Genomic DNA, 24762 nt, shown 5'->3' on the forward strand with positions numbered 1-24762 from the left:
TGCGTTTAATATTAGAGAGGCAAACTTACAAAAAACTCAACTTACTTCATCAAACCAAACACCTCATCAATATTTAATCGAAAGCCCGGCAAAATATCAGAAACAAAGTCACTCCCTCCTTCATACAATTCACCAACCACAAATACCCCTTCACTATTTAACACATACTTTAAGAAAGTCCGTTTTTTAGGGTGGATAACCCAATACTCCCGCACTCCGTACGCTTCGTAAATATCGTATTTATTCTTTAACTCCGTTCTATTGTTACTTGGCGACAATACTTCGACTACAATATCCGGCGCACCAATACAGCCTCGTTTATCTAACTTAGTCTCATCACAAATCACGCAAATATCAGGCTGCAAAACAGTATACACATCTTTATCCTTTTTAGATTGATCTGGAAAACGTACATCAAACGGTGCAACAAACGCCTCACAAGACTTACTTTTTAAAAACGTATGCAAATCTGTATATATCTCACCCAACAACCGCTGATGGTTTACCGATGGCGCAGACATTTCAAATATCTTCCCTTTAATCAACTCCAACCGCTCGGCAATCTCCCATTTCAGATAATTCGCGTAGGAATAAGTACCAGAAATATCAATATCACTAACCTTGCGTACTACAGGTTCTTTTTGGATATAAGACTTTGTTTTTTTAGCGCGCTTCGCACCTTTCACTTTATCATCGTTCATAATTAAATCATTAAAAGTCCATCAAAACAAGTTATTAATCTTCAAACACCTCATTCATATTTAACCGAAAGCCAGGCAAAAGAGCTGAGACAAAATCTACATCCCCATTATAAGGCTTGTCACCAATAAAAACCCCATCCGCATTCCGTACATATTTCAAAAAATACCGCCCATCTGGAAACACGATCCAATACTCACGCACGCCATACTCTTCATAAATGGCAAACTTATATTCCAAATCTTTTTTATTATTGCTTGGGGACAAAATCTCGACAACGATATCTGGCGGCCCCACACATCCCCTTTTATCTATTTTGGTCATATCACAAACTATAGAAATATCGGGCTGTAAAACCGTGTAAACATCCTTATTCCGCTTAGAAGCATCAGGAAAACGCACATCAAAAGGCGCAGGATAAGCCCGACATGGCTTCTTTTTTAAATAAGCATGCAGCTCACCTGAAATTCTCCATGAAACCAATTGATGAAAAGGAGCTGGTGCAGACATCTCAAACACCTTCCCCTTGATAAGTTCCAGCCGCTCTTCAAACTGCCAGCGCAAATAGTTCGCATAAGAATAATTACCTGAAAAATCAATATCACTAACCTTACTTACAATCGGCTCCCGTATTGGGTACACCTTCTTTTTAACCTCATCCAAATCACCTATTTTATCACTATTCATAAAAATATAACCTAAAACAAAAATACAAACCTTAATTTAATAATAAAAATATTCAATTAAGATTTATAAAAATAACCAATAGTTAATTTTAAGCTAAAAATCATGGTATAAGACACGAATCAAGATGACACTTCAAAACATTCCATATATTATGTACTTTTGTCTGGGTTTTACGCCCATTTTAAACAATTATGAAGCAATATTTAGATTTAATGCAGCATGTGCTAGATCATGGCACGCAAAAACATGACCGTACTGGAACCGGAACAATTAGCGTATTTGGCTATCAAATGCGGTTTAACCTGCAGGACGGTTTCCCTATGGTGACTACAAAAAAACTGCATCTAAAATCCATCATACATGAGCTGATCTGGTTTTTGAGCGGCGACACCAACATCAAATATTTAAAAGACAATGGTGTAAAGATATGGGACGAGTGGGCAGATGAAAATGGCGACCTAGGTCCTGTTTATGGCTCGCAATGGCGCTCCTGGCCTAAACCTGATGGTGGCCACATTGATCAGATTGCGCAGATCATAAACACCATTAAAAACAACCCTGATTCAAGAAGGATTATTGTTTCCGCATGGAATGTAGCTGAAGTTGAAAACATGGCGCTTCCACCCTGTCATGCTTTCTTCCAATTTTATGTAGCCGATGGAAAATTAAGTTGTCAGCTATATCAGCGCAGTGCAGATATATTTTTAGGTGTTCCATTCAATATTGCATCCTATGCTTTGCTTACCATGATGGTTGCTCAGGTATGTGGCTTACAATACGGAGACTTTATACATACCCTTGGCGATGCGCATTTGTACAACAACCACATTGAACAGGCTAAACTACAATTGAGCCGTGATGCTAAAAAATTACCGGTAATGCACATCAATCCTGAAGTAAAAGATATTTTCAATTTTAAATATGAAGATTTTACGTTGACGGATTATGATGCCCACCCACATATTAAAGGAGCAGTAGCCATATGATCATATCTGCAGTTGTAGCCATTGCCGAAAACAATGCCATAGGAAAAGACAATCAGTTGCTTTGGCGCTTGCCAGCCGATTTAAAGCATTTTAAAGAAATCACTTCCGGTCATACCATTATAATGGGGCGTAAAACCTTTGATTCTATTGGAAAACCATTGCCAAACAGACGCAATATTGTAGTGACCAGAAAGACTGGTTTGCAAATACCAGGTGCCGAGGTGACCAGCAATATTGAAGATGCAATTGCCCTTTGTACAACAGAGGAGGAAGTATTTATCGTTGGGGGTGCCGAAATCTATAAAGTGACCATGCCGATCACTGATCGCATCTATCTAACCAGAGTTCATCAAAGCTACGAGGCCGATGCCTTTTTCCCTGAAATTGATTTCAACGTGTGGGAAGAAACAAGTGTAGAAAAACATCTCCCAGATGAAAAAAATCCTGTAGCTTACACTTTTTCAACACTTCTACGCAAATAGTTGAGCCTCTTTAATAAAAAATCAATAAGGTGGCCTATTAATTAAAAAAATAATTAGATTTGCCGACTTGTTAAAAAAATATATAGCATATATAGACTAATAATTACAAACAAATGCAGGGTAAAGGTTTTATTAAATTTATGGCAATACTATTAGGTATTGTCTGTGTGTATTCTCTCTCATTCAACTTTGTTACCTCTAAGGTTGAAAAAGACGCAAAAGCTTATGCTAAAGGAGACGTCGAAAAAGAAAAGGCTTATTTAGACTCAATGGCCACCGTGCCGGTTTATCCGCTTTTCGGTTTTAATTATCAGTTCTGTAAAGGAAAAGAAATCAACCTTGGGTTAGACCTTAAAGGTGGTATGAACGTAACGATGGAAATTTCGTTATCTGAACTAGTTAAGTCTTTAGCTGGAAACACCGATGATCCTAATTTTAACAAAGCATTGGCTACTGCGCAACAACAGTTAAACGCAGGTGGTAAAGATTACATCAATTTGTTTGTTAACGAATTTGAAAAATTAGAACCAAACAAAAAGCTTGTAGATTTTTTCTCTACTCAGGACAATGCAAAATTGCTAAAACCAGATGCTAGCAATTCTGAAGTTAAAGCCTTTTTATCAAAAGAAGCAACTAGCGCTATTGATCGTTCATTCATTATCATCAGAAGCCGTATTGATGGTTTCGGTGTAGTGAGCCCGAATATGCAAAAACAAGAAGGTACTAACCGTATCCTAATTGAGATGCCGGGTGTGCAAGACAAAGAGCGTGTTCATAAATTATTACAAGGTTCTGCTGAATTGCAATTCTGGCAAGTATACCAAAATGAGGAAGTATATCCTGTTTTGGAAAACATCAACAAAACACTTGCTTTAACTTTAAAAGATACTACATCTACTAGTGCTGTAAAAGATACTACTGCTAAAGGCGGAAGTAAATTGGCAGGATTAGCTAAAAAGACAGATGCTAAAGATTCAACAAGTTTAAAAAATAACGAGGCTGCAAAATCTAATCCATTATTCGCAGTATTAAACATCCCTACTTATCAAGGTGAAAACGGTCAGCCTTCATTACGTCCAGGACCAGTTGTTGGTTGGGTTGCTCAAAAAGATACTGCTAAAGTAAATGCTTTCTTTAAAAGACCAGAGATCGCGTCTATCATTCCTCAGACTTACAAATTCATGTGGGGACTTAAGCCTGCTGATTTAGGTGCACAAACTCCAAGTAAGATTTTTGAATTGTATGCAATCAAAGTTACTTCTTTAGATGGCAAACCAGATTTAGGTGGTGAAGCGATCAGCGATGCCCGTCATGATTACGATCAACATGGCAAACCTGAGGTTACCATGTATATGACTGGCGATGGTGCTGCTAAATGGAAAAAAATTACAGCTGAAGCTTCTGCTGATGCAAACAATAAAAAAGCAATTGCGATTGTTTTAGATAACACAGTTTACTCTGCTCCTACAGTACAAGGCGAAATCCCTAACGGTATTTCACAAATCACTGGTAACTTCACAGTAAACGATACACAAGATTTAGCGAACATCTTAAAGGCTGGTAAATTACCTGCTCCTGCAAGAATCGTTGGTGAGTTCGTAGTTGGTCCATCTTTAGGTGAGGCGGCTATTCACAATGGTTTATTATCATTTGTGCTTGCGTTTATTGTGATCTTGATCTTCATGGCCATGTATTACAATAAAGCTGGATGGGTTGCTAACCTTGCATTGGTGATCAACTTATTCTTCATCATGGGTATATTGGTATCACTAGGTGCTGTACTTACTTTACCTGGTATTGCTGGTATCGTATTGGTAATCGGTTTATCGGTTGATGCGAACATCCTGATCTTTGAACGTGTAAGGGAAGAGCTTACTTTAGGTAAATCTACTCCAGTAGCAATAAAAGAAGGTTTCAAGCATGCGATGTCTTCTATCATCGATTCAAACGTTACTGTATTGGTGTTGGGTATTATCCTTTATGTATTTGGTAGCGGTCCTGTTCAAGGTTTTGCAACTACCTTATGTATCGGTATCTTATCTTCACTATTCTGTGCGGTATTGATCTCTCGTTTGGTATTCGAAACTTTGTTAGACAAAAAAGTAGACATTACTTTCGGTAACAAATTCACCATCCACGCATTTAAAAACATTGCTTTCAACTTCGTTGGACACAGAAAGCTTTATTATTCTATCTCTGGAATCATCATCCTTTTAGGTGTTATCTTCTGGTTCAAAAATGGTGGTTTAAACCTTGGTATTGACTTTAAAGGTGGTAGAACTTACATCGTACATTTCGATAAAGGAATGCACACTGAAGATGTAAAAGCTAAGTTAGCTGATGTTTTCCCTGAATCAGAAACTATCGTAAAAACTGCTGGTGCGGATAATGAGTTAAAAATCACCACTACTTACCACATCACTGACTCTGATATTAACGCTGATAAAACTGTTGAAACTGCATTAAGAGCAGGTTTAGCTAAAACAGATGTGAAATATAACATTGTAAGTAACGAGAAAGTGGGTCCGATCATTGCAAACGACATTCTTTACAGTGCTTACGGTGCCATCTTATTCTCTTGCTTAGTGATGTTTATCTACATCGTGGTAAGGTTTAAGAAACTAAACTATGGTTTAGGTGCGGTTATCGCTTTGTTCCACGACGTGTTATTGGTACTATCTTTCTATACGATATTAGATGGTGTGCTTCCATTCTCTTTAGAGATTGGTCAGGATTTCATCGCTGCTATTCTAACGGTAATGGGTTATACCATGACTGAAACGGTTGTTGTATTTGACAGGATCCGTGAGAAATTAGCAGAACAAGGTAAAGAAGATCTTCATGGAAAAGAAAGAGAAACATTAATCAACTTCGCATTAAACAGTACATTAAGTCGTACTATCTTGACTTCATTAACTGTATTCTTTGTATTGTTAGTAATCTTTATCTTCGGTGGAGCAAGTATTCGCGGATTTATATTTGCCTTGTTAATTGGTCGTATCATTGGTACCTACTCATCATTGTGTATCTCTACTCCGATTGTATTAGACTTAGGTGAAGCCAAAGTAAAAGGTAAAAAATAAGATTAAGTAGTTAATCTGCTTATCATCACAAAAGGCATCCCCAAAAGGATGCCTTTTGTGATTTTAGGTCTAATTGTTGTTATGTATATTTACTGAAACCCAAGACTATGGAGCAACATTTCCCAAAAGGCAGCAAACCAAGAATTGTTATTATAGGAGGCGGATTTGGCGGCATCGAATTAGCCAAAAAACTGTGTAGTAAACCGGTCGAAGTGATCATGCTTGACAAACACAATTACCATACTTTTCAGCCTTTGCTTTACCAGGTGGCTACCGGAGGTCTAGAGGCTGATTCTATCGCTTTTCCATTAAGAAAGATCTTTAAGGGGCATAAAAACTTGTCCTTTAGAGTAACTGAAGTAAAAAAGGTAGATGCCGGCAAAAACACCATTGAGACAACTATTGGTGCAATTGAATATGATTACCTCGTATTGGCTACCGGATCTACAAGCAACTTTTTTGGGCAAGACGAGATTGAGCGCAATGCCATGCCCATGAAATCTATTCCCGAAGCCTTAAACCTGAGAAGCTTAATTTTGCAAAATCTGGAAGCTGCCCAAATTCCTGGAAATCCAGAATTAAAGAAACAGTTGATGAACTTTGTAGTCGTTGGCGGTGGACCTACCGGCGTGGAGACTGCTGGGGCATTGGCCGAGTTGAAGAAACACGTACTAAGAAGTGATTATCCTGATCTGAACATTAACGATGTAAATATATATTTGATTGAGGGATCGCCAGAATTGTTAGGCAACATGTCTGTTCAATCTCAGCAAAAATCTGCTGAATTTTTAGCGGAGCTGGGTGTAATCATCATGAACAATTCCAGAGTTCAAGCTTATGATGGTAAGGTCTTAAGCTTGCTTGACGGTCAACATATCCCCTCCTCAACAGTAATCTGGTCGGCCGGCGTAAAAGGTGTAGTGCTTGACGGACTGAACCCCGAAATCATAGTCAGAGGAAACCGATTGAAGGTAAATGAAGTAAACCTGGTTGATGGTTATAGAAACATTTATGCCATTGGTGACGTTGCTGCTATGATCACTGAAGAATTTCCAAATGGCCACCCCGGTGTAGCCCCTGCTGCCATACAACAAGGCAAATTACTGGCTAAAAACCTATTAAACATCATTCAGAAAAGACCGCTAGAGCCTTTTGAATATATCGACAAAGGCACAATGGCCACTGTTGGAAGGAACAGAGCAGTGGTGGACCTACATAAAATCAGATTCCAGGGGGTATTTGCCTGGTTTACCTGGATGTTCGTACATTTGATGACGTTAGTAGGGTTTAGAAATAAACTGGTGGTATTTGTAAACTGGGTATGGAGCTATTTTAGCTACGACAGAGGTACAAGATTGATTATTCGCCCATTTATCCGCCCCAAAGACTTAGAAGAAATATCTACCCCTCATGACTCAACAACAAACCATTAAACTAATTGAATGTCCGCGTGATGCGATGCAGGGCATTCACGATTTTATAGATACCGATCTAAAAGCTGCTTATATTAATTTACTGCTACAGGTAGGATTTGACACCATAGATTTTGGGAGTTTTGTTTCGCCAAAGGCCATTCCACAGTTGCGGGATACTGCTGAAGTACTGTCGAAACTGGATTTAGGAAACACTTCATCAAAGCTACTGGCCATTATAGCTAATTTAAGAGGCGCTGAAGAGGCTGCTGCACATCCGGAGATCAGCTACCTCGGTTTTCCTTTTTCGATCTCTGAAACGTTCCAACAACGCAATACGAATTCCAGCATTGCTCAATCGCTGGAAACGGTAAAGCAGCTGTTAGAATTGTGCAGCAAACGTGATAAAACAGCTGTGATCTATTTGTCTATGGGCTTTGGAAATCCTTATGGGGATGAATGGAATGTGGAAATTGTAGAAAGATGGGCGGATGAACTGGTGCAAAATGGAGCAAAGATACTGGCCTTATCTGATACCACCGGAGTATCAACTCCTGAAAAGATAAAAGAAATCCTCCCTTCATTGGTTAAGCGTTTTGAGCATACTGACCCAGCTAAAAATATTGAAATAGGCCTCCATTTACACAGTACCCCTTATACCCGCTTTGAAAAAATACAGGCTGCTTATGAAAGTGGCTGTAAGCGTTTTGACAGCGCTTTAAAAGGTTTTGGCGGCTGTCCAATGGCTACAGACGATTTAACTGGCAATATGGCTACAGAAGATCTGATCAGTTACCTAAACAGTAAAGGGGAGCTATTAAACTTGAATATGGATAAATGGCAGGAAGCTTTGCGCTTCTCTGGCAAGGTATTTTTATAGCACTTTCTTTACCATTTTAAAGTGCTGGATTCCGGCTTCTTCAAACTGTTCACCTTCGGCCACAAAACCAAAACGGGAGTATAAACGCACGGCATCCAGCTGGGCATTCAGGTAAATGTACCGGGCACTTTCTGGCAAATCAGCAAGTGCTGCTGCAACCAAGGCCTGTCCTATCCTTTTACCTCTAAATTCTTTAAGCACAGCAAACCGTTCCAATTTATAACCGGCATCGGTTTTACGCCAGCGACAGGCACCACAGGGTATACCGTTTATCTCGGCAAGAAAATGGGTTGACACATCCTCATTTTCCCATTCCAATTCAGGCGGACAGTTCTGTTCTTCAACAAATACTTTTTTCCTAATGGCAAAAGCCTTTTCTAATTCTTCCTTATTTTTTATCTTGTTTACGAGCAGTGCTTCCATGGCGTTTTCTTGATATCTTTATTATTTCACTTTTTATTTCGTGGAGTTCTTCTGCCGCATCTATGGAGTGTGAGCTATGGATATCACTTTCCTCTTTAGCCAGTTCCGCCAAGGTTACATAAAATTTATGCAACTGATCCAACTCTCGTTCTGTCAGGTCTTCAATATCAACCATCCTGTTGCTAGCACGTTCATGAGCGGCGATTAATTCATTCAATTTTAGCTGAATCGCCTTTCCATCCTTATTCTGCGCTTTTTGAATTAAAAAAACCATCAGAAAGGTAATAATGGTCGTTCCTGTATTGATGACCAACTGCCAGGTTTCTGAATAATTAAATACAGGTCCGGTTAGTGCCCATATCACCACTATAGCGGTAGCGGAAATAAAAGCAGCTGAACTACCTGTAAAGTTAGTTGCAGCATTCGCAAAACGCTCGAACAAGCTATTGTTACTTTTTTTCATCTAAGAGAATAAATACGATTAGATTAATCCTATTAACCAAATATACTAACACAAAAAAAGCGCCACAAGATTGATCTTGCAGCGCTTTTATATTTTATATGGTGATATTATAATTTATCGCTAGCGTTTCTGCAGTTTAAATCTTCGAATGCCTGTGTTAAGCGTTTAACAAATTGCTCTTCGCCTTTACGCAACCAAACACGTGGATCATAATATTTCTTATTTGGTTTATCTTCGCCATCCGGGTTACCGATTTGTGCTTGAAGATAAGCCTCATTAGCTTTATAATAGTCCAAAATACCTTCCCACATTGCCCATTGCATATCAGTATCGATATTCATTTTAATGGCTCCATAAGAAATTGCTTCTCTAATTTCTTCTTGTGAAGAACCTGATCCACCATGGAATACAAAGTTGATTGGTTTTTCAGCAGTAAGATTGAATTTCTCTTTGATGAAATCTTGAGAATTTTTAAGAATTACTGGTTGTAACTTAACATTACCTGGTTTGTACACACCGTGAACATTACCAAATGCTGCTGCAACCGTAAATTTGTCACTTACTTTACTCAACTCTTCGTAAGCATAAGCTACTTCAGAAGGTTGTGTATATAATTTAGAACTATCTACATCACTGTTGTCTACACCGTCTTCCTCGCCACCAGTAACTCCTAGTTCGATTTCGATGGTCATGCCCATTTTAGCCATACGCGCTAAATATTTAGCAGAGATCTCCATGTTTTCTTCGATTGATTCCTCCGAAAGATCTAACATATGTGATGAGAATAGTGGTTTACCATGCTCAGCGAAGAATTTCTCGCCGTGGTCTAACAATCCATCAATCCATGGTAATAACTTCTTAGCAGCATGATCTGTATGTAATACTACTGCTACTCCATAATGTTCTGCCAATAAATGAACATGCTTAGCTGCAGATACTGCACCTAATACACATGCGTTCAAATTGTCATTATTTAATGTTTTTCCTGCATAAAACTGCGCTCCACCATTAGACAACTGGATCATAACAGGTGAATTAACTGCTTTCGCTGTTTCCATTACCGCATTAATGGTGTTGGTTCCTGTCACGTTAACTGCCGGTAAAGCAAACTGATGTTTCTTAGCCTGCTCAAATAATTCCTGAACAGCATCTCCGTAAATTACGCCTTTATAGCCTTTTAAACTCATTATTTTTAATTTTAGATATGCCGAAGTTATGAAAAATATCAAAGAGGCCAAGTTTATCCTTATTATTTTTTAACTAAACCATACTACACCACCAATCACAAATTCTTCTTATGAAAACTACCTTAAACTGTTCTAATTTTTTTTTGTTTCTTTGTACTCGCATTTTTCAACAAATAACATGGCTTGGTTTAAGAGAGAAAAAAAAGGTATCAGTACATTAACGGAAGAAAAGAAAGAGGCACCAGATGGTTTATGGAACAAGTGCCCAAATTGCAAGAAAGCGTTACACAGTGCAGACCTTGTAGAAAATAAATATGTTTGCCAATACTGCAGCTATCATTTGCGGGTTGGTTCTAAAGAATATTTTGAAGTATTATTTGATAATAATCAATTTACAGAACTATTTGCAGACCTGACATCAGGGGATCCATTGGAGTTCACGGACAGTAAACCATATAAAGATCGTTTGGTAGAAAGCATGGCTAAAACCGGCTTAAAAGACGCGATTAGGGCTGCTCACGGTAAAGTCGAAGGTGAAGACCTGATGGTTGCCTGTATGGACTTTAATTTCATTGGTGGATCTATGGGATCGGTAGTCGGCGAAAAGATTGCCCGTTCTATTGATTACAGCATTAAACACAAAATCCCTTTCCTGATGATTTCAAAATCAGGTGGTGCAAGGATGATGGAAGCTGCATTTTCATTAATGCAAATGGCTAAGACTTCAGCTAAACTGGCTTTATTAAGTCAGGCTAAAGTTCCATACATCTCTTTATTAACCGACCCAACTACAGGTGGTGTTACTGCATCATATGCTATGCTTGGCGATATTAATATTGCTGAACCAGGCTCATTGATCGGTTTTGCCGGTCCAAGGGTAATTAAAGAAACGATTAAAAAAGATTTGCCTAAGGGTTTCCAAACTGCTGAGTTTGTTTTGGAACATGGCTTTTTAGATTTTATCGTTGATCGTAGGGAAATGAAAGCAAAGCTGGCGACATTCCTTAAAATGATGAAGCACTAAGGGTTTTAATTCATATAAAAAAGAAGGGTTTGTGTATGCACACAAACCCTTCTTTTTTAATCTGATTATATATCTCTTCCTGGTGTAGTTCCAGGTTCATGCCCAGGTCCAAGTGGTCTAGTCTTTCTTTTTGGTCTTATGATGAAATCGGCCCTTCCCGCTATAGAAGAGGTTTCTCCACTCGTTGCCTCCCGCTCAGTGATCGGATCTCCTGTCTCTTTATAAACAGTTTTTCTATGCGCATGTTTTGTATGCGTATCCTCTTCTGGCACTACTTTTTCGTCCTCACCTTTTTTTGTAGTTTTCATATGCAAAAGTATTTATGATAAGAAAATCCTGTTTCCTATGCCATAAACAATTCTGACGCTTCTTCTGTTTTAATTAAACAGTAATGTTTTTATCCACAATCTCCTTAACTTTCTCTACTACAAAATCGAGCTCTGCTTTGGTATTGTATTTACTGAAGGAGAACCGCACTGACGGTCTGTTCGGATCAGCATGAATGCCTGTAAGCACATGAGAGCCAATGTTTGACCCTGATGAACATGCACTGCCACCTGAAGCGGAAACGCCATTAATATCCAGGTTAAACAACAACATATCAGCCATATCCATTTCCGGGAAAGAAACATTTAATACGGTATACAAACTCTTGTCAGGATCAGTTTCCCCATTAAAGGCAATACCTGGTATTTCTGCAAGCAATTTATCTTTCATATAGCTTTTCAGCTCCTGAATGTGGTTTTGGTGTTGTTCCATTTCTGCATAGGCAATTTCCAATGCTTTGGCCAATCCAACAATTCCATATACGTTTTCGGTACCACCACGCATGTTACGCTCTTGTGCACCACCAAAAATCATCGGACTAATTTTAACATTATGGTTTACAAACAAGAAACCTACACCTTTAGGTCCATGCAATTTATGAGCTGCACAAACAATAAAATGCGCTTTCAGCTTTCTCACATCATGAACATAATGTCCCATGGTTTGTACCGTATCGCAATGATAAATGGCATTGTAAGTTTCGCAAAGGTCTCCTACCTTTTCTATATCCGTTAAAGTCCCTAATTCATTATTGGCATGCATTAAGGAAACGAAAGAACGTTCGTTGTTTTTAAGTAACTCTTCCAGATGATTATAGTCTACATTGCCTTTTTCATCAATATCTACAAAACTCAACTTATCAATCACCCCTTGCTTTAAAAGGCTTTCTAAGGTATGCTCAACCGCATGATGTTCTATTTTAGTCGTAATAGCATGCTTAATATTAAAAGCAGCTATACCACAGCGAATGGCCGTATTATCAGCTTCTGTACCACCCGAAGTAAAAAATACCTCGGCAGGTGTTGCATTTAACAATCCAGACACCGTTTTCCTTGCTTTTTCAATCAAGGTACGTACTTCGCGGCCCTGAGCATGGATAGAAGAAGGGTTACCGTAATAATTGCTCATTACATTCAGCATTTCGGCCATCACTTCTTTATCTAAAGGAGTGGTTGCTGCATTATCTAAATAAATCCTTTCCATTTCCCCTTAGTTCAGTTTTAATATTTCTTTGATATCGGATATGATCTTTGTGGCCAGGTTTTCCGCTACAGTTTCCGTTCCAGCTTCGCTATAAATTCGGATAATTGGTTCTGTGTTAGAGCGACGCAAGTGTACCCATTCCTTATCAAATTCAATCTTCAATCCATCGATCGTTGAATTTGGCTGATTTTTATATTTCTCCTGTACTTTTACCAATAAGGCATCAATATCCATCTCTGGAGTTAAAGTGATCTTATTTTTAGAAATATAGTATTCAGGATAGCTTTTACGCATTAGGGAAATAGACTTTCCAAATTTTGCAAGGTGTGTTAAGAACAATGCAATGCCCACTAAAGCGTCGCGACCATAATGCAATTCCGGATAAATGATACCACCATTACCCTCACCACCAATCACTGCATTTGTTGCTTTCATTTGATTCACAACATTCACCTCACCTACTGCTGATGCATGGTATTCGCCACCTGCCTTTTCAGCAACATCACGTAATGCCCTGGTCGAGGACAGGTTAGAGACTGCATTGCCTGGTGTATTTTGAAGAATATAATCGGCCACTGCTACCAGTGTATATTCTTCGCCAAACATCTCTCCATCTTCACAAACAAAGCACAAACGATCTACATCCGGATCTACTACAATACCTAAATCAGCCTGTTTGCTCTGTACAACCTTAGCAATTTCAGTCAAATTCTCCGGCAATGGCTCAGGATTATGTGGGAAATGACCATTTGGTTCACAATATAACTCGTAAATGGTCTCTACACCTAAAGCTCTTAATAAGGCTGGAACAAATATCCCCCCCGTAGAATTCACACAATCAATAGCTATTTTAAAATTAGCTTTCTTGATCGCGGCAACATCAACCAATGGCAAAGCCAGGATAATGTCTATATGTTTTTGCAAATAAGTATCATTGGCAATTACCTGACCAAGGCTATCTACGTCAGCGAATTCAAATTCGGATTTTTCAGCGATATCCAACACTTCTTTCCCATCTGCATCACTAATAAACTCGCCTTTTTCGTTTAACAATTTAAGGGCATTCCATTGTTTAGGGTTATGACTTGCGGTCAAAATGATCCCACCACCTGCCTTTTCCATAGGAACGGCAATTTCTACTGTGGGTGTTGTTGATAAACCAAGATCTATGACTTCAATACCCAATCCTTGCAAGGTTCCTATAACAAGGTTATTGACCATTTCGCCTGATATCCTGGCATCACGACCAAGAACAATCCTTTTAATGTTGGTTTTGTTAATTACCCACGAGCCATAAGCTGCAGTAAATTTTACAATATCAATGGGGGTCAAACCATTGCCGGCCACGCCGCCAATTGTGCCCCTTATGCCGGAGATAGATTTTATTAGTGTCAATTCTGTTCAGTTTTCTTCAAAAATAAGAAAAAATCAGGTAACCACTTATCTAACTTTGGTCATTATTATGCTAAATGCAGTTAAATTGCATTTACTACACAAAAAATCCTATCGGTTGCAGAGCAAAACACTATATTTGTCTTTTTCTAAACATCAAAAAGCAAAGCTATATGCAGCGTAAATGGTTTCAATATTGGTTCAACTCTCCTTATTATCACATTCTTTACAGTCAACGGAATGATGCTGAGGCTGAATTTCTGATTGATAATTTATCGGCTTATTTAAAACCTGCAGCGGACTCCAGAATCCTGGATATTGCCTGTGGTCGCGGTCGCCATTCCATTTATCTGAACAAAAAAGGCTATGATGTAACTGGTATAGATCTTTCGGAACAAAGCATAAAATATGCGCAGCAGTTTGAACAAAAACGCCTTCATTTTTATGTTCATGACATGCGGAAGTTGTGTTTCATCAATTACTTCGACATTGCGATGAACCTTTTTACCAGCTTTGGGTATTTTGATACTGAAAAAGACCATGTAAATGCTTTAAAATCTTTCAGAAAAGGATTAAAGGCTGATGGGACATTGGTGATAGATTATTTTAATACTTTAAAGATTATTAAAAACCTTACACAGCAGGAAACCAAGACCGTCGACGGGATTGAATTTCATCTCAATAAGTTTGTTGCCAACGGTAAGATCATTAAGCACATCAATTTCGAGCACCGCGATAAGCCTTATGCTTTTGAAGAACGTGTACAGGCTTTTGAATTAGCAGATTTTGAAAGAATGTTTGAGAAGAGCGGTTTACAGATCGCGGCTAAGTTTGGCAGCTATGGCCTGGAAGCATTTGATGAAAACAAATCAGATCGTTTGATATTAATCTGCAAAAAGGCATGATAGAAAGCTTACAACAATTTGATGTTGAGCTATTTTTAAAGATCCATAGAGGAATGGCCAATCCATTCTTTGATTGGTTACTGCCTTTGATGCGCAACAGGTATTTCTGGGCTCCACTTTACTTATTTATCCTGATTTTTTGTTTTATTGAATACAAAAAAAAAGGGGCTTATATTGTTGGGATGCTACTGGCTACTTTTGCCCTTGGCGATTTGGTTGCCTCGCGACTAATTAAACCCTTTGTTGCACGACTCAGACCATGCAACGAACCTAGTCTTGCCGACGAAATTATCCACAGGGTAGGTTGTGGAAGTGGATATAGTTTTCCATCCGCTCATGCTACCAATCATTTTGCCATCGCCGTCTTTCTTATTTTTGTGTTTTACGACAAATGGAGACCTATTCTGCCAATAGGTTTGTTTTGGGCCTTTATCATTTCTTTTTCCCAAATCTATGTAGGCGTACATTATCCCATCGACACCATGGTGGGAGCTGTCCTGGGCACTACAATCGGCATATTTACCGCAACAATTTATAGAAAAATACAACCAAAATCATAATGGAAATCTGGAAGCTAGTCGTTTTATTTTTCAGTGCTTTTTTAGGAGGCACAGCCATCTTTTTAGTAAAAAGCGACAAATCTCAACTGCTAAAATTAATTCTCTCCTTTAGTGGTGCATATCTATTTGCTATCACCGTTTTACATTTAATACCAGACGCTTATAGCGGTCCGGATCATGCAGACATAGGCATATTTATCTTAATAGGCTTTTTATTGCAGATCGTGCTGGAACAATTTTCGGAAGGTGTTGAGCATGGTCACATTCACAAGCACAATGAGAATAAGGTATTCCCTTATGGCATTATGATCAGCTTATGTCTACATGCTTTCCTTGAAGGAATGCCTGTGGCTAAAGATCAGCACAATGCACTGATTTATGGCATTGCCCTACATCATATTCCTGCGGCTTTTGCATTGGCCAGTATCCTTCTACAGAGTCATTTCAACAGAAAGAGTATAATCATTTACATCAGCATCTTTGCCATCATGGCCCCACTTGGTTTTTATGTAAGTTATGGACTGAGCACTGGTAGTATTGGTGGTATCGAGGACTATTTCAATAAAATTATGGGTATAGTAATTGGTATATTTTTACATATCTCTACAACTATCCTATTCGAATCAAGCGTTGACCATAAGGTAAGTAAACGTAAAATGATCGCTGTATTATGCGGTGTAGGAATAGCCCTGATAGGTTTTTACACTTCAGGTGGTGGGCACGGTCACGTACACTAAACCCATCAATTATTGACCTTTTATCAAGCAGGATACCCATTAGGTGTCCCGCTCTGTTTTTTTAGCTCTTTTCTTACCGAAACCCCAGGGACAGTGTTTACATTTATTTTTACAACAATAGCCACGTTTAAGGTGGTATGCTGCTGTAAACACCATTAAACCATCATCGTTAAAATAATAGTCCTCCCCTTCTTTCATTAGTCCAATGATTTAACAACTAAACTGGTCGCAAAATGATCCTTTAATTTTGTACCGCTTCCATGATTTGTCCAGATTTGCGTCGGCTTTACCTCCTCTATCGTCTGTAAAATATCGTTCCAATCCACATGATCAGAGATGAACAACTGAATTTCGTGGCTGTTTTGTAAATGTTTCCAACCTGAAGCAAATACCCTAATCACATTAATAGCCTTAAAATAACTCTTAAACACCATTGGTGGCACCAAATACACCATATTGGTTAGGTTATTTTTCATCACCTTACGATCGTAAGGTTCGTATTTACCAAGGTTTACGCCCATTTGTTCGTAGATCTTTACAAAAGGCAACATACTGTGATGCACCAATATCCTTTTTTCAGAACAATGATCATTCATTAAACTAATCAATCGCTGGCATTTACCTAAAGCGTAAGCGCCCAACATGATGTTGCTCTGAGTACTATTCAACTTCAATATCTCCCCTTCCGCCACCGGATGTTGGGTACCCGGATCAGCAAAAGTAGTTTCAGTAATCAGTACATCAGCAGTTACAAATTCAATAGGCTCACACGTCTTATCAGGTTGCAGCTTATAATCACCCGTATAAAGGTATTTTACGCCTTTGTACTCCATTAAAACTTGTGCAGACCCTAAGATGTGTCCCGCAGGTATAAAGCTAATCCTGACGCCATTGAGGTCAAATTCCTGGTAGTAAGCTTTTAGATGAAATTCTCCACCTGCAAACTTTCTATAACGATGTTTCATAAACAGCGCAGTAGCTTCGGTACAATATACATTTAGGTTACCTCCAATAGCATGATCGCCATGCGCATGAGAGATGACCGCATTTTTCACTATTTCTTTGGGGTCTAAATAGAAATCCCCATAACTACAAAACAAGCCAGTTTTGGTCAGTACAATAAAATCATCAAGTATCATTCAGGAATATTTAAAAACAGTTGATGTAAGTGAGTAACTTGAATGATCAATGATTCTGTTTCGTTGTTATTAATAATATAGTCGGACAGTTTGGCCTTTTCTTGGTCGGACAATTGTTTATCCATACGCGCCTTAACCTGTGCTGCCGTTACCCTATCGCGTTGCATTACACGCTGCAACCTGATTTCCTCGGGGGCGATAACCAGAATATTTTGATCGCACATTTTGTACGATTCACTTTCAAAAAGTAAAGCAGCTTCTTTGAGGATATAAGGTGTTGATGCTGGGATATCCTTTACCCAATTGTCAAATGCTCTAAATACTGCCGGATGCACCAATTCGTTTAATTTAGCCAGCTCAGCAGCATTGTTAAAAACAATACCTGCAATGTGTTTATTGTTTAATACGCCATCAATGGTGTAGCTTTCTTCGCCAAAAGCGGCCTTTACCCCTTTTACCAGGATTTCATCACTCACCATAATCTGTTTGGCTACAGTATCTGCATAAAACACGGCTATGCCCAGTGTTTCAAATACTTTACAGATTGTGGTCTTACCACTACCTATTCCACCTGTAATCCCTATTTTCAACATTACTTTTCAATAATAAAGTCAACTTTTCCCGGTACAACATGAAGTATTTTACAAAAATCAGGGAAACGCACTATCTTAACTCTTAGCTTATTGTGCTTACGATCTTTCCATTCATTCATATCTACCACTGCCTCCATAAACTCTTCATCCACCTGATGGTATTTTGAGAGGGCGACTAAAAAAGTAATTTTCACCTTCTTTGGGTAGAGTTTAACGTTATAGTACTCTCTATTATTAACAATCTTTAAAGGAATTTCCAATACTTTTTCCGTAAACTCATCCACAGGTACCTTAACTTCTACACTTGAGGGGAAAATACTAACGTTTTTCATTTTACTTTGGTTCATCGCTACCACACTTTTAACGGTAGACTGAAGATCTTCAAACTTTAGCGAATCTGTTTTCCATTCCTTGATCTTTTCTAATTCCTGCTCAGGCCCGGAAATAGTCACGTAGTTGGGGTTAATCTCAATAGGATTCGATACGCCATATTGCCTTGCAAAGCGAATATCAGATACTAGTTTAACAGGGACTCTTTTTACTGTTTTTTGTGAAAAATCAAAGTACAGTGTATCTGGTTTCACAGAAATAATTCTCTGAGAAGTTTCCAGCTGGTTATTTACATTGATTAATTGTTCTGAAAAAAGTATAAAATTTCTGTTATTTAGTTTTTCCAGACTAATGGCAATGGCTTGGGGCTGGATCCGCAAGCGAGAAAAGAGCAACTGCCAGCCGGTTCCTTCAACTTCCAGATCAACGGTATCAGATTGTAAAGGATGAAAAGCTTTCTTTTGAGGGATACTATTGTACTTTAAAACCGTTTTAACCGTGTAAGGATATTTATTATTTAAAGCCATAAATAGCCAGGCTGCAATTGCGAGAAGCAGGCAGGTGAGTAAAACGAGGATTCGTTTTCGTTCTATTTTAGTCAGTTTTATAAACGGCATTGCTGTAAAAATACAAATAATATGCTACTCTGGTGAAATGCATAAAAGCAAAAGCCTGTACCATAGAAATGATACAGGCCTTTACAAATAAATTTAAAGAAAATTACGCTTTTGTTTCCTCTGTTTTAGGGGCAACAGCATTAGTTGCATCTAAAGATACTGCAGATTTATCAAAACGAATTTTCGTACCACCTTCTACTTCGATTAAGAAAGTTGTCTCGTTCATATCAGCTATACGGCCATGAATACCAGCTGTAGTAACTATTTTATCTCCCTTTTTTAAAGCTGCAACCATTTTCTTAAGGTCTTTTGCTTTTTTAACCTGAGGTCTGATCATGAAGAAGTAAAAAACAACCATGATTAAAACCATAGGAATTAATGTGCTTAACATGCCACCACCCTGGGCTTGCAAAATTACTGTTGATATCATATTCTATTGTATAAATGTATGTTAATTAGATTGTTCTTTAACTTCGCCTGTCAAATGCAAACTGGCAATGTGAGGCTGAGCATTAGAAGTAACTGTAATTACTTTATCCTGCATACCTGATTTACCATTGCTATCAAATACTACTTTGATTTCGCCCTCTTCACCTGGTTTAATCGGATCTTTAGGCACTACTGGTACAGTACAACCACATGTAGCGGTAGCATTCAGAATAATTAAAGGGCTTTTACCTGAATTTTTAAATTTGTAACTGTAAGAAACTTTTTCGCCTTGAGTAATTTTACCGAAATCGTAATTCCCTTTTTCAAAGTCCATTACAGCAGCTTCTCCTTCCGGAACGACTGTATCGGTAGTTGCTCCAGTGACTGCAGCAGATTCGATACCAGTACCTGTTGCTTCATTGGTTTTTGCTGCATTTTGGCATGATGCGAATGATATAACCGCCAATGCCAGTACAAAGATTTTTTTCATATTCCTTTATTCTTCTATTAGTCCACGACCAATTTTATGTATGCTATCTGTTCTTTTCAGATCGCCTAAAATTTTGTCCAATATACCGTTAATAAATGAATTACTTTTCGGCGTACTGTAATCTTTTGATAGATCAAGGTACTCGTTTATAGTTACTTTAACAGGTATTGAAGGGAAATTTAACAGCTCACAAATTGCCATTTTCATTAGGATAGTATCCATTAATGCGATACGCTCTGACTCCCAGTTTTTAGTTCTTTCGGCAATCAGCTCCTGGTATTCCTTGTTGTTTTTAAGGGTATATACAAATAGATCCTGTACAAATTTACTATCCTCTTCCCAATCCTGACTAATTGGCGTCAGTTTGTTTTTAAACGGATCTTCCGAAGTAAAGTTTTTGATTGTTTTAGCAACCATTCCTTGCATTACCTCTTTATCAACAGACCAATTGATAAATTTATCTTCAAATGCCTGAATGATGTTGTGGCTTTTAAGGATAATTTTCCTGAAGATGAATTTGATGATTGTTTTTGATCCCTCTAAGCTATTATCCCCGTCAGCCAGGTATGCGGCGTACTCAGGAGTAACTTTTAAAGTATTAAAAATAGCTTTTACAAATTCCGGATCAGACATCCAGTTAATCCTGTACTTGTGGATTGCTGCTAAATAATCTGGATTTTGTTTTAGGGTAACCGCAAATGTGTTGTTTAACAACTTTAAATTCGGGTTAAGGTCATCCGCTGTAGGCAGGTGTTTGTTAGAGCGCTCAATAGCGTCTACTCCTGTATACTCCGTAGTTTCTACTAACAACGACAGCATGCCAACGTACATTTCGTATACGTCATCAATACTTTGCATTAATGCCTTCTTTGAGGATGCCAGATCTTTTTTGTCTGACATTTGCCATGCAAAAATATTTTGCAGAGCTTTAATTCTTAAGTGCCTTCTGTTTAACATGAATGTAAGAACGAGTGGTAAATTACCTGGTGATTAAAATGATGATTTTATTTTTTTGATATCGACTATCCTTTTTTCTGCAATACGGTTAGCTGCCCATATTGTGGGTATATTATCTGCCTTCGACATTTTAATAACGTCTCTGGTAGCATTGTAAATGTTCTCTGTTAGCTGCATCGTACGTTTTTTACCAAAGCCAGTCAGTTCAGAATAACAGCTGATCAAACCTCCGGCATTGATTAAGTAATCCGGTGCAAATAATATGCCTTTATCTAGCAATAGTTTTCCATGTACGTTTTCATCCGCAAGCTGGTTATTAGCAGATCCTGCAATGATGGCAAACTTCATTTTATTGATCGTTGTATCATTAACTGTAGCCCCTAATGCACATGGTGCATAGATATCAGCATCCAGTCCGAAGATCTTATCAGCACTGATCGGTTTTGCTTTATAAGTACGTGCTACATGTTGTAAACGTTCTTCGTTGATATCGCTGATGTAAACTTCAACATTTTCAGCTCTCAATAAAGCTACCAAATGCTCACCTACATTACCGATCCCCTGTACCACTACAGAGCGCCCGGCAAGCATATCCGTTCCAAACACCTCTTTAACGCAAGCTTTAATACCTAGATAAACGCCTTTTGCTGTGGTTGGTGCCGGATTACCTGTTCCGCCTAATGATTCGGGTACACCTGTTACATGGCTGGTTTCCATGCGAATATACTCCATATCCTTGGTGGTAGTTCCTAAGTCTTCTGCGGTAATAAATTCGCCATTTAGGTTTTTAATAAACCGACCATAGCTACGCATCAAAGCTTCAGATTTTCCTTTGTAGGAATCGCCGATAATTACAGCTTTACCACCACCTAAATTTAAACCTGTAATAGAAGCTTTATAGGTCATTGCACTCGATAACCTCAAAACATCTTGCAATGCTTCGGCTTCGGTAGCGTAACTCCACATACGAGTTCCGCCTAATGCAGGGCCTAAAGTTGTATCGTGAATGGCAATAATTGCTTTTAATCCGGTATCGGGATCGTTGCAATATATGACCTTCTTGTGCCCCGATGCACTTAACTGATCTAAAACTGAATTCACAATAGAACTATTACCAGACATATAATTTCGTTTATCAGATATGTCGCAAAACTAGCATAAAAAAACATTATTTACATTGTTTTAACCAAAGAGTTTAAAAAAAACAGGTTCATTTGGATAACTTTACACCATAATGAAACACCTGCGTTTTTTAAACAAATACTTCTATAAATATAAATGGTGGATTATCCCAGGGATTTTCTTTGTGGTCATCTCCAATATTTTTGGTGTGATTCCTGCACAGGTTATCGGCCATGCCTTTAATCTCATTACCGAAAACATACAGATCTACCGTTTGTTTGATGGCTTTGACCGTGCAGCGGTTATATATGATATCTTTAGTACCAGTCTTTTCTATTTTGGGGTATTGGTACTGGTACTGTACTTATTACGGGGATTATTCTTGTTTTTTATGCGACAGACCATCATTTTAATGTCGAGACATATTGAGTTCGACATGAAGAATGAGATTTATGCGCATTACCAAAAACTCAGCCTTGGTTTTTACAGACGCAACAACACTGGCGATTTGATGAACCGGGCTACGGAAGATGTTAACCGGGTAAGAATGTACGTTGGCCCAGCCATTATGTATACGATTAATACAGTCGTGTTATTTTTGCTGGTTATTTCCGCGATGTTCTCGGTAAATGCAACGCTAGCCATCTGGTGTTTACTCCCCTTGCCTATCCTTGTGGTGATCATTTATTTTGTAAATACACTCATCAATCAAAAGAGCGAACAGATACAGGAGCAGCTGTCTAAACTATCCAGCTTTGTACAGGAAAGGTTCTCCGGCATCAGGGTGATCAAATCTTATGTGAGAGAGGATTATACTCAAAAAGTTTTCGCCGCCGAAAGTCAAGGCTATAAAGACAATGCCATGGGTTTGGTTAAGGTGCAGGCACTCTTTTATCCCACGATGCTTTTGTTGGTTGGTTTAAGTACCATCCTTACCATTTATATAGGCGGCATACAGGTCATCGATGGATCTATTACACCAGGCAACATCGCAGAGTTTATCGTGTATGTAAACCAGTTGACCTTCCCGGTTTCTATGTTGGGTTGGGTAACCACCTTAATTCAACGTGCTTCCGCCTCTCAAAAACGTATCAATGAGTTTCTGCAGTTAAAGCCAGATATTACTTCAACAAATCCTGCCACTCCAATACTTAATGGTAACATTAAGTTTGAGAACGTCAACTTCACCTATCCTGACACTGGGATACAAGCTTTAAAGGATGTAAGTTTTGAAATTGAACAGGGACAATTTGTCGCGATTATTGGTCGTACGGGCTCTGGAAAATCTACGCTGGCCAATTTAATTATGCGCATGTACGATATAAATGATGGACAAATCAGTGTAGATGGAACGAAAATAGACAGCCTTAACTTAAACAATTACCGCAAGCAGATCGGCTTCGTACCACAAGAGGTTTTTCTGTTCTCGGATACCATTAAAAACAATATTGCTTTCGGCTTAGACCAGGTTACCGATGAAGAAATTGATACCGCAGCGAAAAATGCGGCTGTATATCATAACATTATTGATTTTGATCAGAAGTTTGAGACGATGCTTGGTGAACGAGGCATTACGCTTTCTGGCGGGCAGAAACAGCGGGTTTCTATTGCAAGGGCTTTAATTAAAGAACCTCGTTTACTTATTTTCGACGATTGTCTTTCTGCCGTTGACACCCGAACGGAAGAACAAATTTTAGGCAATCTAGGCAGAATTATGAAGGGTAAAACTAGTATTTTGATAGCCCATAGGATCTCGACAATAAAAAATGCGGATAAAATCATCGTATTGGATCATGGCAAAATCATTGAACAAGGTAGCCATACGCAGTTATTACGCCATGATGGTGCTTATGCAGAAATGTACAGGAACCAATTACTAGAGGAAGAGCGTCAAACTATTTAATTTCATTTTGAACTTTAATAATTATTAGTTTATATTTACCCGAACCAAAACCAAGATCAATACCAAACATGGGAGAATTTGACAACAAAGAGAGAGAAGAGGTTTTTTCGAAGAAAGTAAGGGCAGGTAAAAGAACTTATTTTTTCGACGTTAAAGCTACTAGATCAGGTGATTATTACCTAACGTTAACAGAAAGTAAGAAAAGACTGGAAGACGGAGTTTTTGTAAAACATAAGATCTTTTTATACAAAGAAGATTTTGAGAAGTTTACAGAAGGATTAACCGAAACTGTTGAGTACATCAAGAACCATCAGGATGTAGTTGAAAAGCGTTATGAATATTCTGAAAATCATGAAGGAGTGGGCAGCAAAAGTCAAAACGACGATTTCTCATTCTAAAATATAAACCTATTAAAAAAGCCCTGCTGAATAAATCGAGGGCACTGAAAAAGTTCCTCATTTATGAGCCAGCTTAAGGAACGATCAAGTAGAACATGTTTTTTACTTGATCGTTTTTTTTATTGAACAAAGTTGAGATTTCGTTATACTGATTTTTTGATCAATATATACCTGTCTTTTTCGAAGGATAAATAAGCATTTTGGTTGCAATTGACTGGATTTAACTCAGATTTATTGAATATTAGATCAGTTTTAGGATTCTTTTTAAGTTTACGGTAAAAATTGCCATAGCCCCCTGCATTTCCATATTCTGTATTCCATAGGAAGTCGCACG

At 38.3% G+C, this 24762-nt stretch carries 28 protein-coding genes; 11 read left to right on the top strand and 17 right to left on the bottom strand.

Annotated features, from left to right (window positions below; all coding sequences use genetic code 11):
- Positions 1-41 precede the first annotated feature (41 nt).
- Positions 42-701, bottom strand: a complete 660-nt coding sequence (locus EZ444_RS21340) for a Uma2 family endonuclease (RefSeq protein WP_131611179.1) — start codon at positions 699-701, stop codon at positions 42-44.
- Between the two features lie 34 nt (positions 702-735).
- Positions 736-1386, bottom strand: a complete 651-nt coding sequence (locus EZ444_RS21345; RefSeq protein ID WP_131611180.1) for a Uma2 family endonuclease — start codon at positions 1384-1386, stop codon at positions 736-738.
- Between the two features lie 191 nt (positions 1387-1577).
- On the opposite strand from EZ444_RS21345, the gene EZ444_RS21350 reads away from it, so the two are divergent.
- The 5 genes from EZ444_RS21350 (at position 1578) to EZ444_RS21370 (ending at position 8229) form a co-directional block, all read left to right on the top strand.
- A complete protein-coding gene (locus EZ444_RS21350; RefSeq protein ID WP_131611181.1) occupies positions 1578-2372 on the top strand; it encodes a thymidylate synthase in 795 nt (264 codons plus the stop codon).
- Entirely contained in the window at positions 2369-2854 is a 486-nt protein-coding gene (locus EZ444_RS21355) for a dihydrofolate reductase (protein WP_131611182.1), read from the top strand. Before EZ444_RS21350 ends, EZ444_RS21355 begins: the two co-directional genes overlap by 4 nt.
- Before the next feature lie 113 nt (positions 2855-2967).
- Positions 2968-5937: a protein translocase subunit SecDF gene (gene secDF, locus EZ444_RS21360; protein ID WP_131611183.1), complete on the top strand. Its 2970-nt coding sequence runs from the start codon at positions 2968-2970 to the stop codon at positions 5935-5937.
- 107 nt (positions 5938-6044) lie between these two features.
- A complete protein-coding gene (locus EZ444_RS21365; protein WP_131611184.1) occupies positions 6045-7370 on the top strand; it encodes an NAD(P)/FAD-dependent oxidoreductase in 1326 nt (441 codons plus the stop codon).
- Positions 7348-8229 (top strand): hydroxymethylglutaryl-CoA lyase, encoded by an 882-nt coding sequence (locus tag EZ444_RS21370; RefSeq protein WP_131611185.1) that lies wholly within the window; start codon positions 7348-7350, stop codon positions 8227-8229. The genes EZ444_RS21365 and EZ444_RS21370 overlap by 23 nt, the downstream gene beginning before the upstream one ends.
- Here EZ444_RS21370 and EZ444_RS21375 read toward each other — a convergent pair.
- The 3 genes from EZ444_RS21375 to fbaA all read right to left on the bottom strand — a co-directional run bounded on the left by EZ444_RS21375 (position 8224) and on the right by fbaA (position 10302).
- The gene (locus tag EZ444_RS21375) at positions 8224-8652 is read right to left on the bottom strand and encodes a GNAT family N-acetyltransferase (protein WP_131611186.1); all 429 of its coding nucleotides are present in this window, start codon (positions 8650-8652) and stop codon (positions 8224-8226) included. The genes EZ444_RS21370 and EZ444_RS21375 overlap by 6 nt on opposite strands.
- Positions 8618-9115, bottom strand: a complete 498-nt coding sequence (locus tag EZ444_RS21380; RefSeq protein WP_131611187.1) for a low affinity iron permease family protein — start codon at positions 9113-9115, stop codon at positions 8618-8620. Before EZ444_RS21380 ends, EZ444_RS21375 begins: the two co-directional genes overlap by 35 nt.
- A gap of 107 nt (positions 9116-9222) precedes the next feature.
- Positions 9223-10302 (bottom strand): class II fructose-bisphosphate aldolase, encoded by a 1080-nt coding sequence (fbaA, locus tag EZ444_RS21385; RefSeq protein ID WP_131611188.1) that lies wholly within the window; start codon positions 10300-10302, stop codon positions 9223-9225.
- Positions 10303-10480: 178 nt separating this feature from the next.
- Here fbaA and accD point away from each other — a divergent pair, with 178 nt between their 5' ends.
- Positions 10481-11326, top strand: coding sequence for an acetyl-CoA carboxylase, carboxyltransferase subunit beta (accD, locus tag EZ444_RS21390; RefSeq protein WP_131611189.1), 846 nt, complete (start codon positions 10481-10483; stop codon positions 11324-11326).
- A 65-nt stretch (positions 11327-11391) separates the two neighbouring features.
- Here accD and EZ444_RS21395 read toward each other — a convergent pair whose 3' ends face one another.
- The 3 genes from EZ444_RS21395 to glmM all read right to left on the bottom strand — a co-directional run bounded on the left by EZ444_RS21395 (position 11392) and on the right by glmM (position 14251).
- The gene (locus EZ444_RS21395; RefSeq protein ID WP_225874804.1) at positions 11392-11634 is read right to left on the bottom strand and encodes a hypothetical protein; all 243 of its coding nucleotides are present in this window, start codon (positions 11632-11634) and stop codon (positions 11392-11394) included.
- Between the two features lie 73 nt (positions 11635-11707).
- Complete coding sequence (locus EZ444_RS21400; protein ID WP_131611190.1) at positions 11708-12856, bottom strand: cysteine desulfurase family protein; 1149 nt, start codon at positions 12854-12856, stop codon at positions 11708-11710.
- A gap of 6 nt (positions 12857-12862) precedes the next feature.
- Entirely contained in the window at positions 12863-14251 is a 1389-nt protein-coding gene (glmM, locus tag EZ444_RS21405; RefSeq protein WP_131611191.1) for a phosphoglucosamine mutase, read from the bottom strand.
- A 170-nt stretch (positions 14252-14421) separates the two neighbouring features.
- On the opposite strand from glmM, the gene EZ444_RS21410 reads away from it, so the two are divergent.
- From EZ444_RS21410 to EZ444_RS21420, 3 genes are read left to right on the top strand one after another with little or no spacing between them, the layout of a single operon-like run.
- Positions 14422-15153 carry a class I SAM-dependent methyltransferase gene (locus EZ444_RS21410; protein WP_131611192.1) on the top strand — a complete coding sequence of 244 codons (732 nt, stop codon included), beginning with the start codon at positions 14422-14424 and terminating at the stop codon, positions 15151-15153.
- Complete coding sequence (locus EZ444_RS21415) at positions 15150-15713, top strand: phosphatase PAP2 family protein (protein ID WP_131611193.1); 564 nt, start codon at positions 15150-15152, stop codon at positions 15711-15713. The genes EZ444_RS21410 and EZ444_RS21415 overlap by 4 nt, the downstream gene beginning before the upstream one ends.
- Positions 15713-16450, top strand: a complete 738-nt coding sequence (locus EZ444_RS21420) for a ZIP family metal transporter (RefSeq protein ID WP_131611194.1) — start codon at positions 15713-15715, stop codon at positions 16448-16450. Before EZ444_RS21415 ends, EZ444_RS21420 begins: the two co-directional genes overlap by 1 nt.
- Before the next feature lie 39 nt (positions 16451-16489).
- Here the strand turns inward: EZ444_RS21420 and EZ444_RS27295 are convergent, their stop codons facing one another.
- The 8 genes from EZ444_RS27295 to EZ444_RS21455 form a co-directional block, all read right to left on the bottom strand.
- On the bottom strand, positions 16490-16648 hold the full coding sequence (locus EZ444_RS27295; protein WP_165503683.1) for a DUF5522 domain-containing protein: 159 nt from the start codon (positions 16646-16648) through the stop codon (positions 16490-16492).
- Positions 16648-17589 (bottom strand): MBL fold metallo-hydrolase, encoded by a 942-nt coding sequence (locus tag EZ444_RS21425; protein ID WP_131611195.1) that lies wholly within the window; start codon positions 17587-17589, stop codon positions 16648-16650. The genes EZ444_RS27295 and EZ444_RS21425 overlap by 1 nt, the downstream gene beginning before the upstream one ends.
- A complete protein-coding gene (gene coaE / locus EZ444_RS21430) occupies positions 17586-18182 on the bottom strand; it encodes a dephospho-CoA kinase (RefSeq protein ID WP_131611196.1) in 597 nt (198 codons plus the stop codon). Before coaE ends, EZ444_RS21425 begins: the two co-directional genes overlap by 4 nt.
- Positions 18182-19129 (bottom strand): CdaR family protein, encoded by a 948-nt coding sequence (locus EZ444_RS21435; RefSeq protein WP_131611197.1) that lies wholly within the window; start codon positions 19127-19129, stop codon positions 18182-18184. The genes coaE and EZ444_RS21435 overlap by 1 nt, the downstream gene beginning before the upstream one ends.
- Positions 19130-19232: 103 nt before the next feature.
- Entirely contained in the window at positions 19233-19559 is a 327-nt protein-coding gene (yajC, locus tag EZ444_RS21440; RefSeq protein WP_131611198.1) for a preprotein translocase subunit YajC, read from the bottom strand.
- A 21-nt stretch (positions 19560-19580) separates the two neighbouring features.
- Complete coding sequence (locus tag EZ444_RS21445; protein ID WP_131611199.1) at positions 19581-20048, bottom strand: DUF1573 domain-containing protein; 468 nt, start codon at positions 20046-20048, stop codon at positions 19581-19583.
- A 6-nt stretch (positions 20049-20054) separates the two neighbouring features.
- Positions 20055-20948 (bottom strand): transcription antitermination factor NusB, encoded by an 894-nt coding sequence (nusB, locus tag EZ444_RS21450; RefSeq protein ID WP_225874805.1) that lies wholly within the window; start codon positions 20946-20948, stop codon positions 20055-20057.
- Positions 20949-21038: 90 nt separating this feature from the next.
- On the bottom strand, positions 21039-22127 hold the full coding sequence (locus tag EZ444_RS21455) for a Glu/Leu/Phe/Val family dehydrogenase (protein ID WP_131611201.1): 1089 nt from the start codon (positions 22125-22127) through the stop codon (positions 21039-21041).
- A gap of 112 nt (positions 22128-22239) precedes the next feature.
- Between EZ444_RS21455 and EZ444_RS21460 the strand changes: the two genes are divergently transcribed.
- Both EZ444_RS21460 and EZ444_RS21465 read left to right on the top strand, forming a co-directional pair.
- Positions 22240-24030: an ABC transporter ATP-binding protein gene (locus EZ444_RS21460; protein ID WP_131611202.1), complete on the top strand. Its 1791-nt coding sequence runs from the start codon at positions 22240-22242 to the stop codon at positions 24028-24030.
- Between the two features lie 68 nt (positions 24031-24098).
- Positions 24099-24428: a DUF3276 family protein gene (locus EZ444_RS21465; RefSeq protein WP_131611203.1), complete on the top strand. Its 330-nt coding sequence runs from the start codon at positions 24099-24101 to the stop codon at positions 24426-24428.
- A 143-nt stretch (positions 24429-24571) separates the two neighbouring features.
- On the opposite strand, the gene EZ444_RS27465 is transcribed toward EZ444_RS21465, so the two are convergent.
- A partial coding sequence (locus EZ444_RS27465) for a hypothetical protein (RefSeq protein ID WP_205945306.1) occupies positions 24572-24762 on the bottom strand: 191 nt, incomplete at its 5' end.

The organism is Pedobacter hiemivivus (assembly GCF_004331685.1).
Classification (GTDB): Bacteria; Bacteroidota; Bacteroidia; order Sphingobacteriales; family Sphingobacteriaceae; genus Pedobacter; species Pedobacter hiemivivus.

Bases quoted from the DNA above. Each gene is read 5' to 3' on its own strand.
- EZ444_RS21340 (WP_131611179.1), bottom strand. From the start codon at position 701: ATGAACGATGATAAAGTGAAAGGTGCGAAGCGCGCTAAAAAAACAAAG.
- EZ444_RS21345 (WP_131611180.1), bottom strand. From the start codon at position 1,386: ATGAATAGTGATAAAATAGGTGATTTGGATGAGGTTAAAAAGAAGGTG.
- EZ444_RS21350 (WP_131611181.1), top strand. From the start codon at position 1,578: ATGAAGCAATATTTAGATTTAATGCAGCATGTGCTAGATCATGGCACG.
- EZ444_RS21355 (WP_131611182.1), top strand. From the start codon at position 2,369: ATGATCATATCTGCAGTTGTAGCCATTGCCGAAAACAATGCCATAGGA.
- secDF (WP_131611183.1), top strand. From the start codon at position 2,968: ATGCAGGGTAAAGGTTTTATTAAATTTATGGCAATACTATTAGGTATT.
- EZ444_RS21365 (WP_131611184.1), top strand. From the start codon at position 6,045: ATGGAGCAACATTTCCCAAAAGGCAGCAAACCAAGAATTGTTATTATA.
- EZ444_RS21370 (WP_131611185.1), top strand. From the start codon at position 7,348: ATGACTCAACAACAAACCATTAAACTAATTGAATGTCCGCGTGATGCG.
- EZ444_RS21375 (WP_131611186.1), bottom strand. From the start codon at position 8,652: ATGGAAGCACTGCTCGTAAACAAGATAAAAAATAAGGAAGAATTAGAA.
- EZ444_RS21380 (WP_131611187.1), bottom strand. From the start codon at position 9,115: ATGAAAAAAAGTAACAATAGCTTGTTCGAGCGTTTTGCGAATGCTGCA.
- fbaA (WP_131611188.1), bottom strand. From the start codon at position 10,302: ATGAGTTTAAAAGGCTATAAAGGCGTAATTTACGGAGATGCTGTTCAG.
- accD (WP_131611189.1), top strand. From the start codon at position 10,481: ATGGCTTGGTTTAAGAGAGAAAAAAAAGGTATCAGTACATTAACGGAA.
- EZ444_RS21395 (WP_225874804.1), bottom strand. From the start codon at position 11,634: ATGAAAACTACAAAAAAAGGTGAGGACGAAAAAGTAGTGCCAGAAGAG.
- EZ444_RS21400 (WP_131611190.1), bottom strand. From the start codon at position 12,856: ATGGAAAGGATTTATTTAGATAATGCAGCAACCACTCCTTTAGATAAA.
- EZ444_RS21410 (WP_131611192.1), top strand. From the start codon at position 14,422: ATGCAGCGTAAATGGTTTCAATATTGGTTCAACTCTCCTTATTATCAC.
- EZ444_RS21415 (WP_131611193.1), top strand. From the start codon at position 15,150: ATGATAGAAAGCTTACAACAATTTGATGTTGAGCTATTTTTAAAGATC.
- EZ444_RS21420 (WP_131611194.1), top strand. From the start codon at position 15,713: ATGGAAATCTGGAAGCTAGTCGTTTTATTTTTCAGTGCTTTTTTAGGA.
- EZ444_RS27295 (WP_165503683.1), bottom strand. From the start codon at position 16,648: ATGAAAGAAGGGGAGGACTATTATTTTAACGATGATGGTTTAATGGTG.
- EZ444_RS21425 (WP_131611195.1), bottom strand. From the start codon at position 17,589: ATGATACTTGATGATTTTATTGTACTGACCAAAACTGGCTTGTTTTGT.
- coaE (WP_131611196.1), bottom strand. From the start codon at position 18,182: ATGTTGAAAATAGGGATTACAGGTGGAATAGGTAGTGGTAAGACCACA.
- EZ444_RS21435 (WP_131611197.1), bottom strand. From the start codon at position 19,129: ATGCCGTTTATAAAACTGACTAAAATAGAACGAAAACGAATCCTCGTT.
- yajC (WP_131611198.1), bottom strand. From the start codon at position 19,559: ATGATATCAACAGTAATTTTGCAAGCCCAGGGTGGTGGCATGTTAAGC.
- EZ444_RS21445 (WP_131611199.1), bottom strand. From the start codon at position 20,048: ATGAAAAAAATCTTTGTACTGGCATTGGCGGTTATATCATTCGCATCA.
- nusB (WP_225874805.1), bottom strand. From the start codon at position 20,948: ATGTCAGACAAAAAAGATCTGGCATCCTCAAAGAAGGCATTAATGCAA.
- EZ444_RS21455 (WP_131611201.1), bottom strand. From the start codon at position 22,127: ATGTCTGGTAATAGTTCTATTGTGAATTCAGTTTTAGATCAGTTAAGT.
- EZ444_RS21460 (WP_131611202.1), top strand. From the start codon at position 22,240: ATGAAACACCTGCGTTTTTTAAACAAATACTTCTATAAATATAAATGG.
- EZ444_RS21465 (WP_131611203.1), top strand. From the start codon at position 24,099: ATGGGAGAATTTGACAACAAAGAGAGAGAAGAGGTTTTTTCGAAGAAA.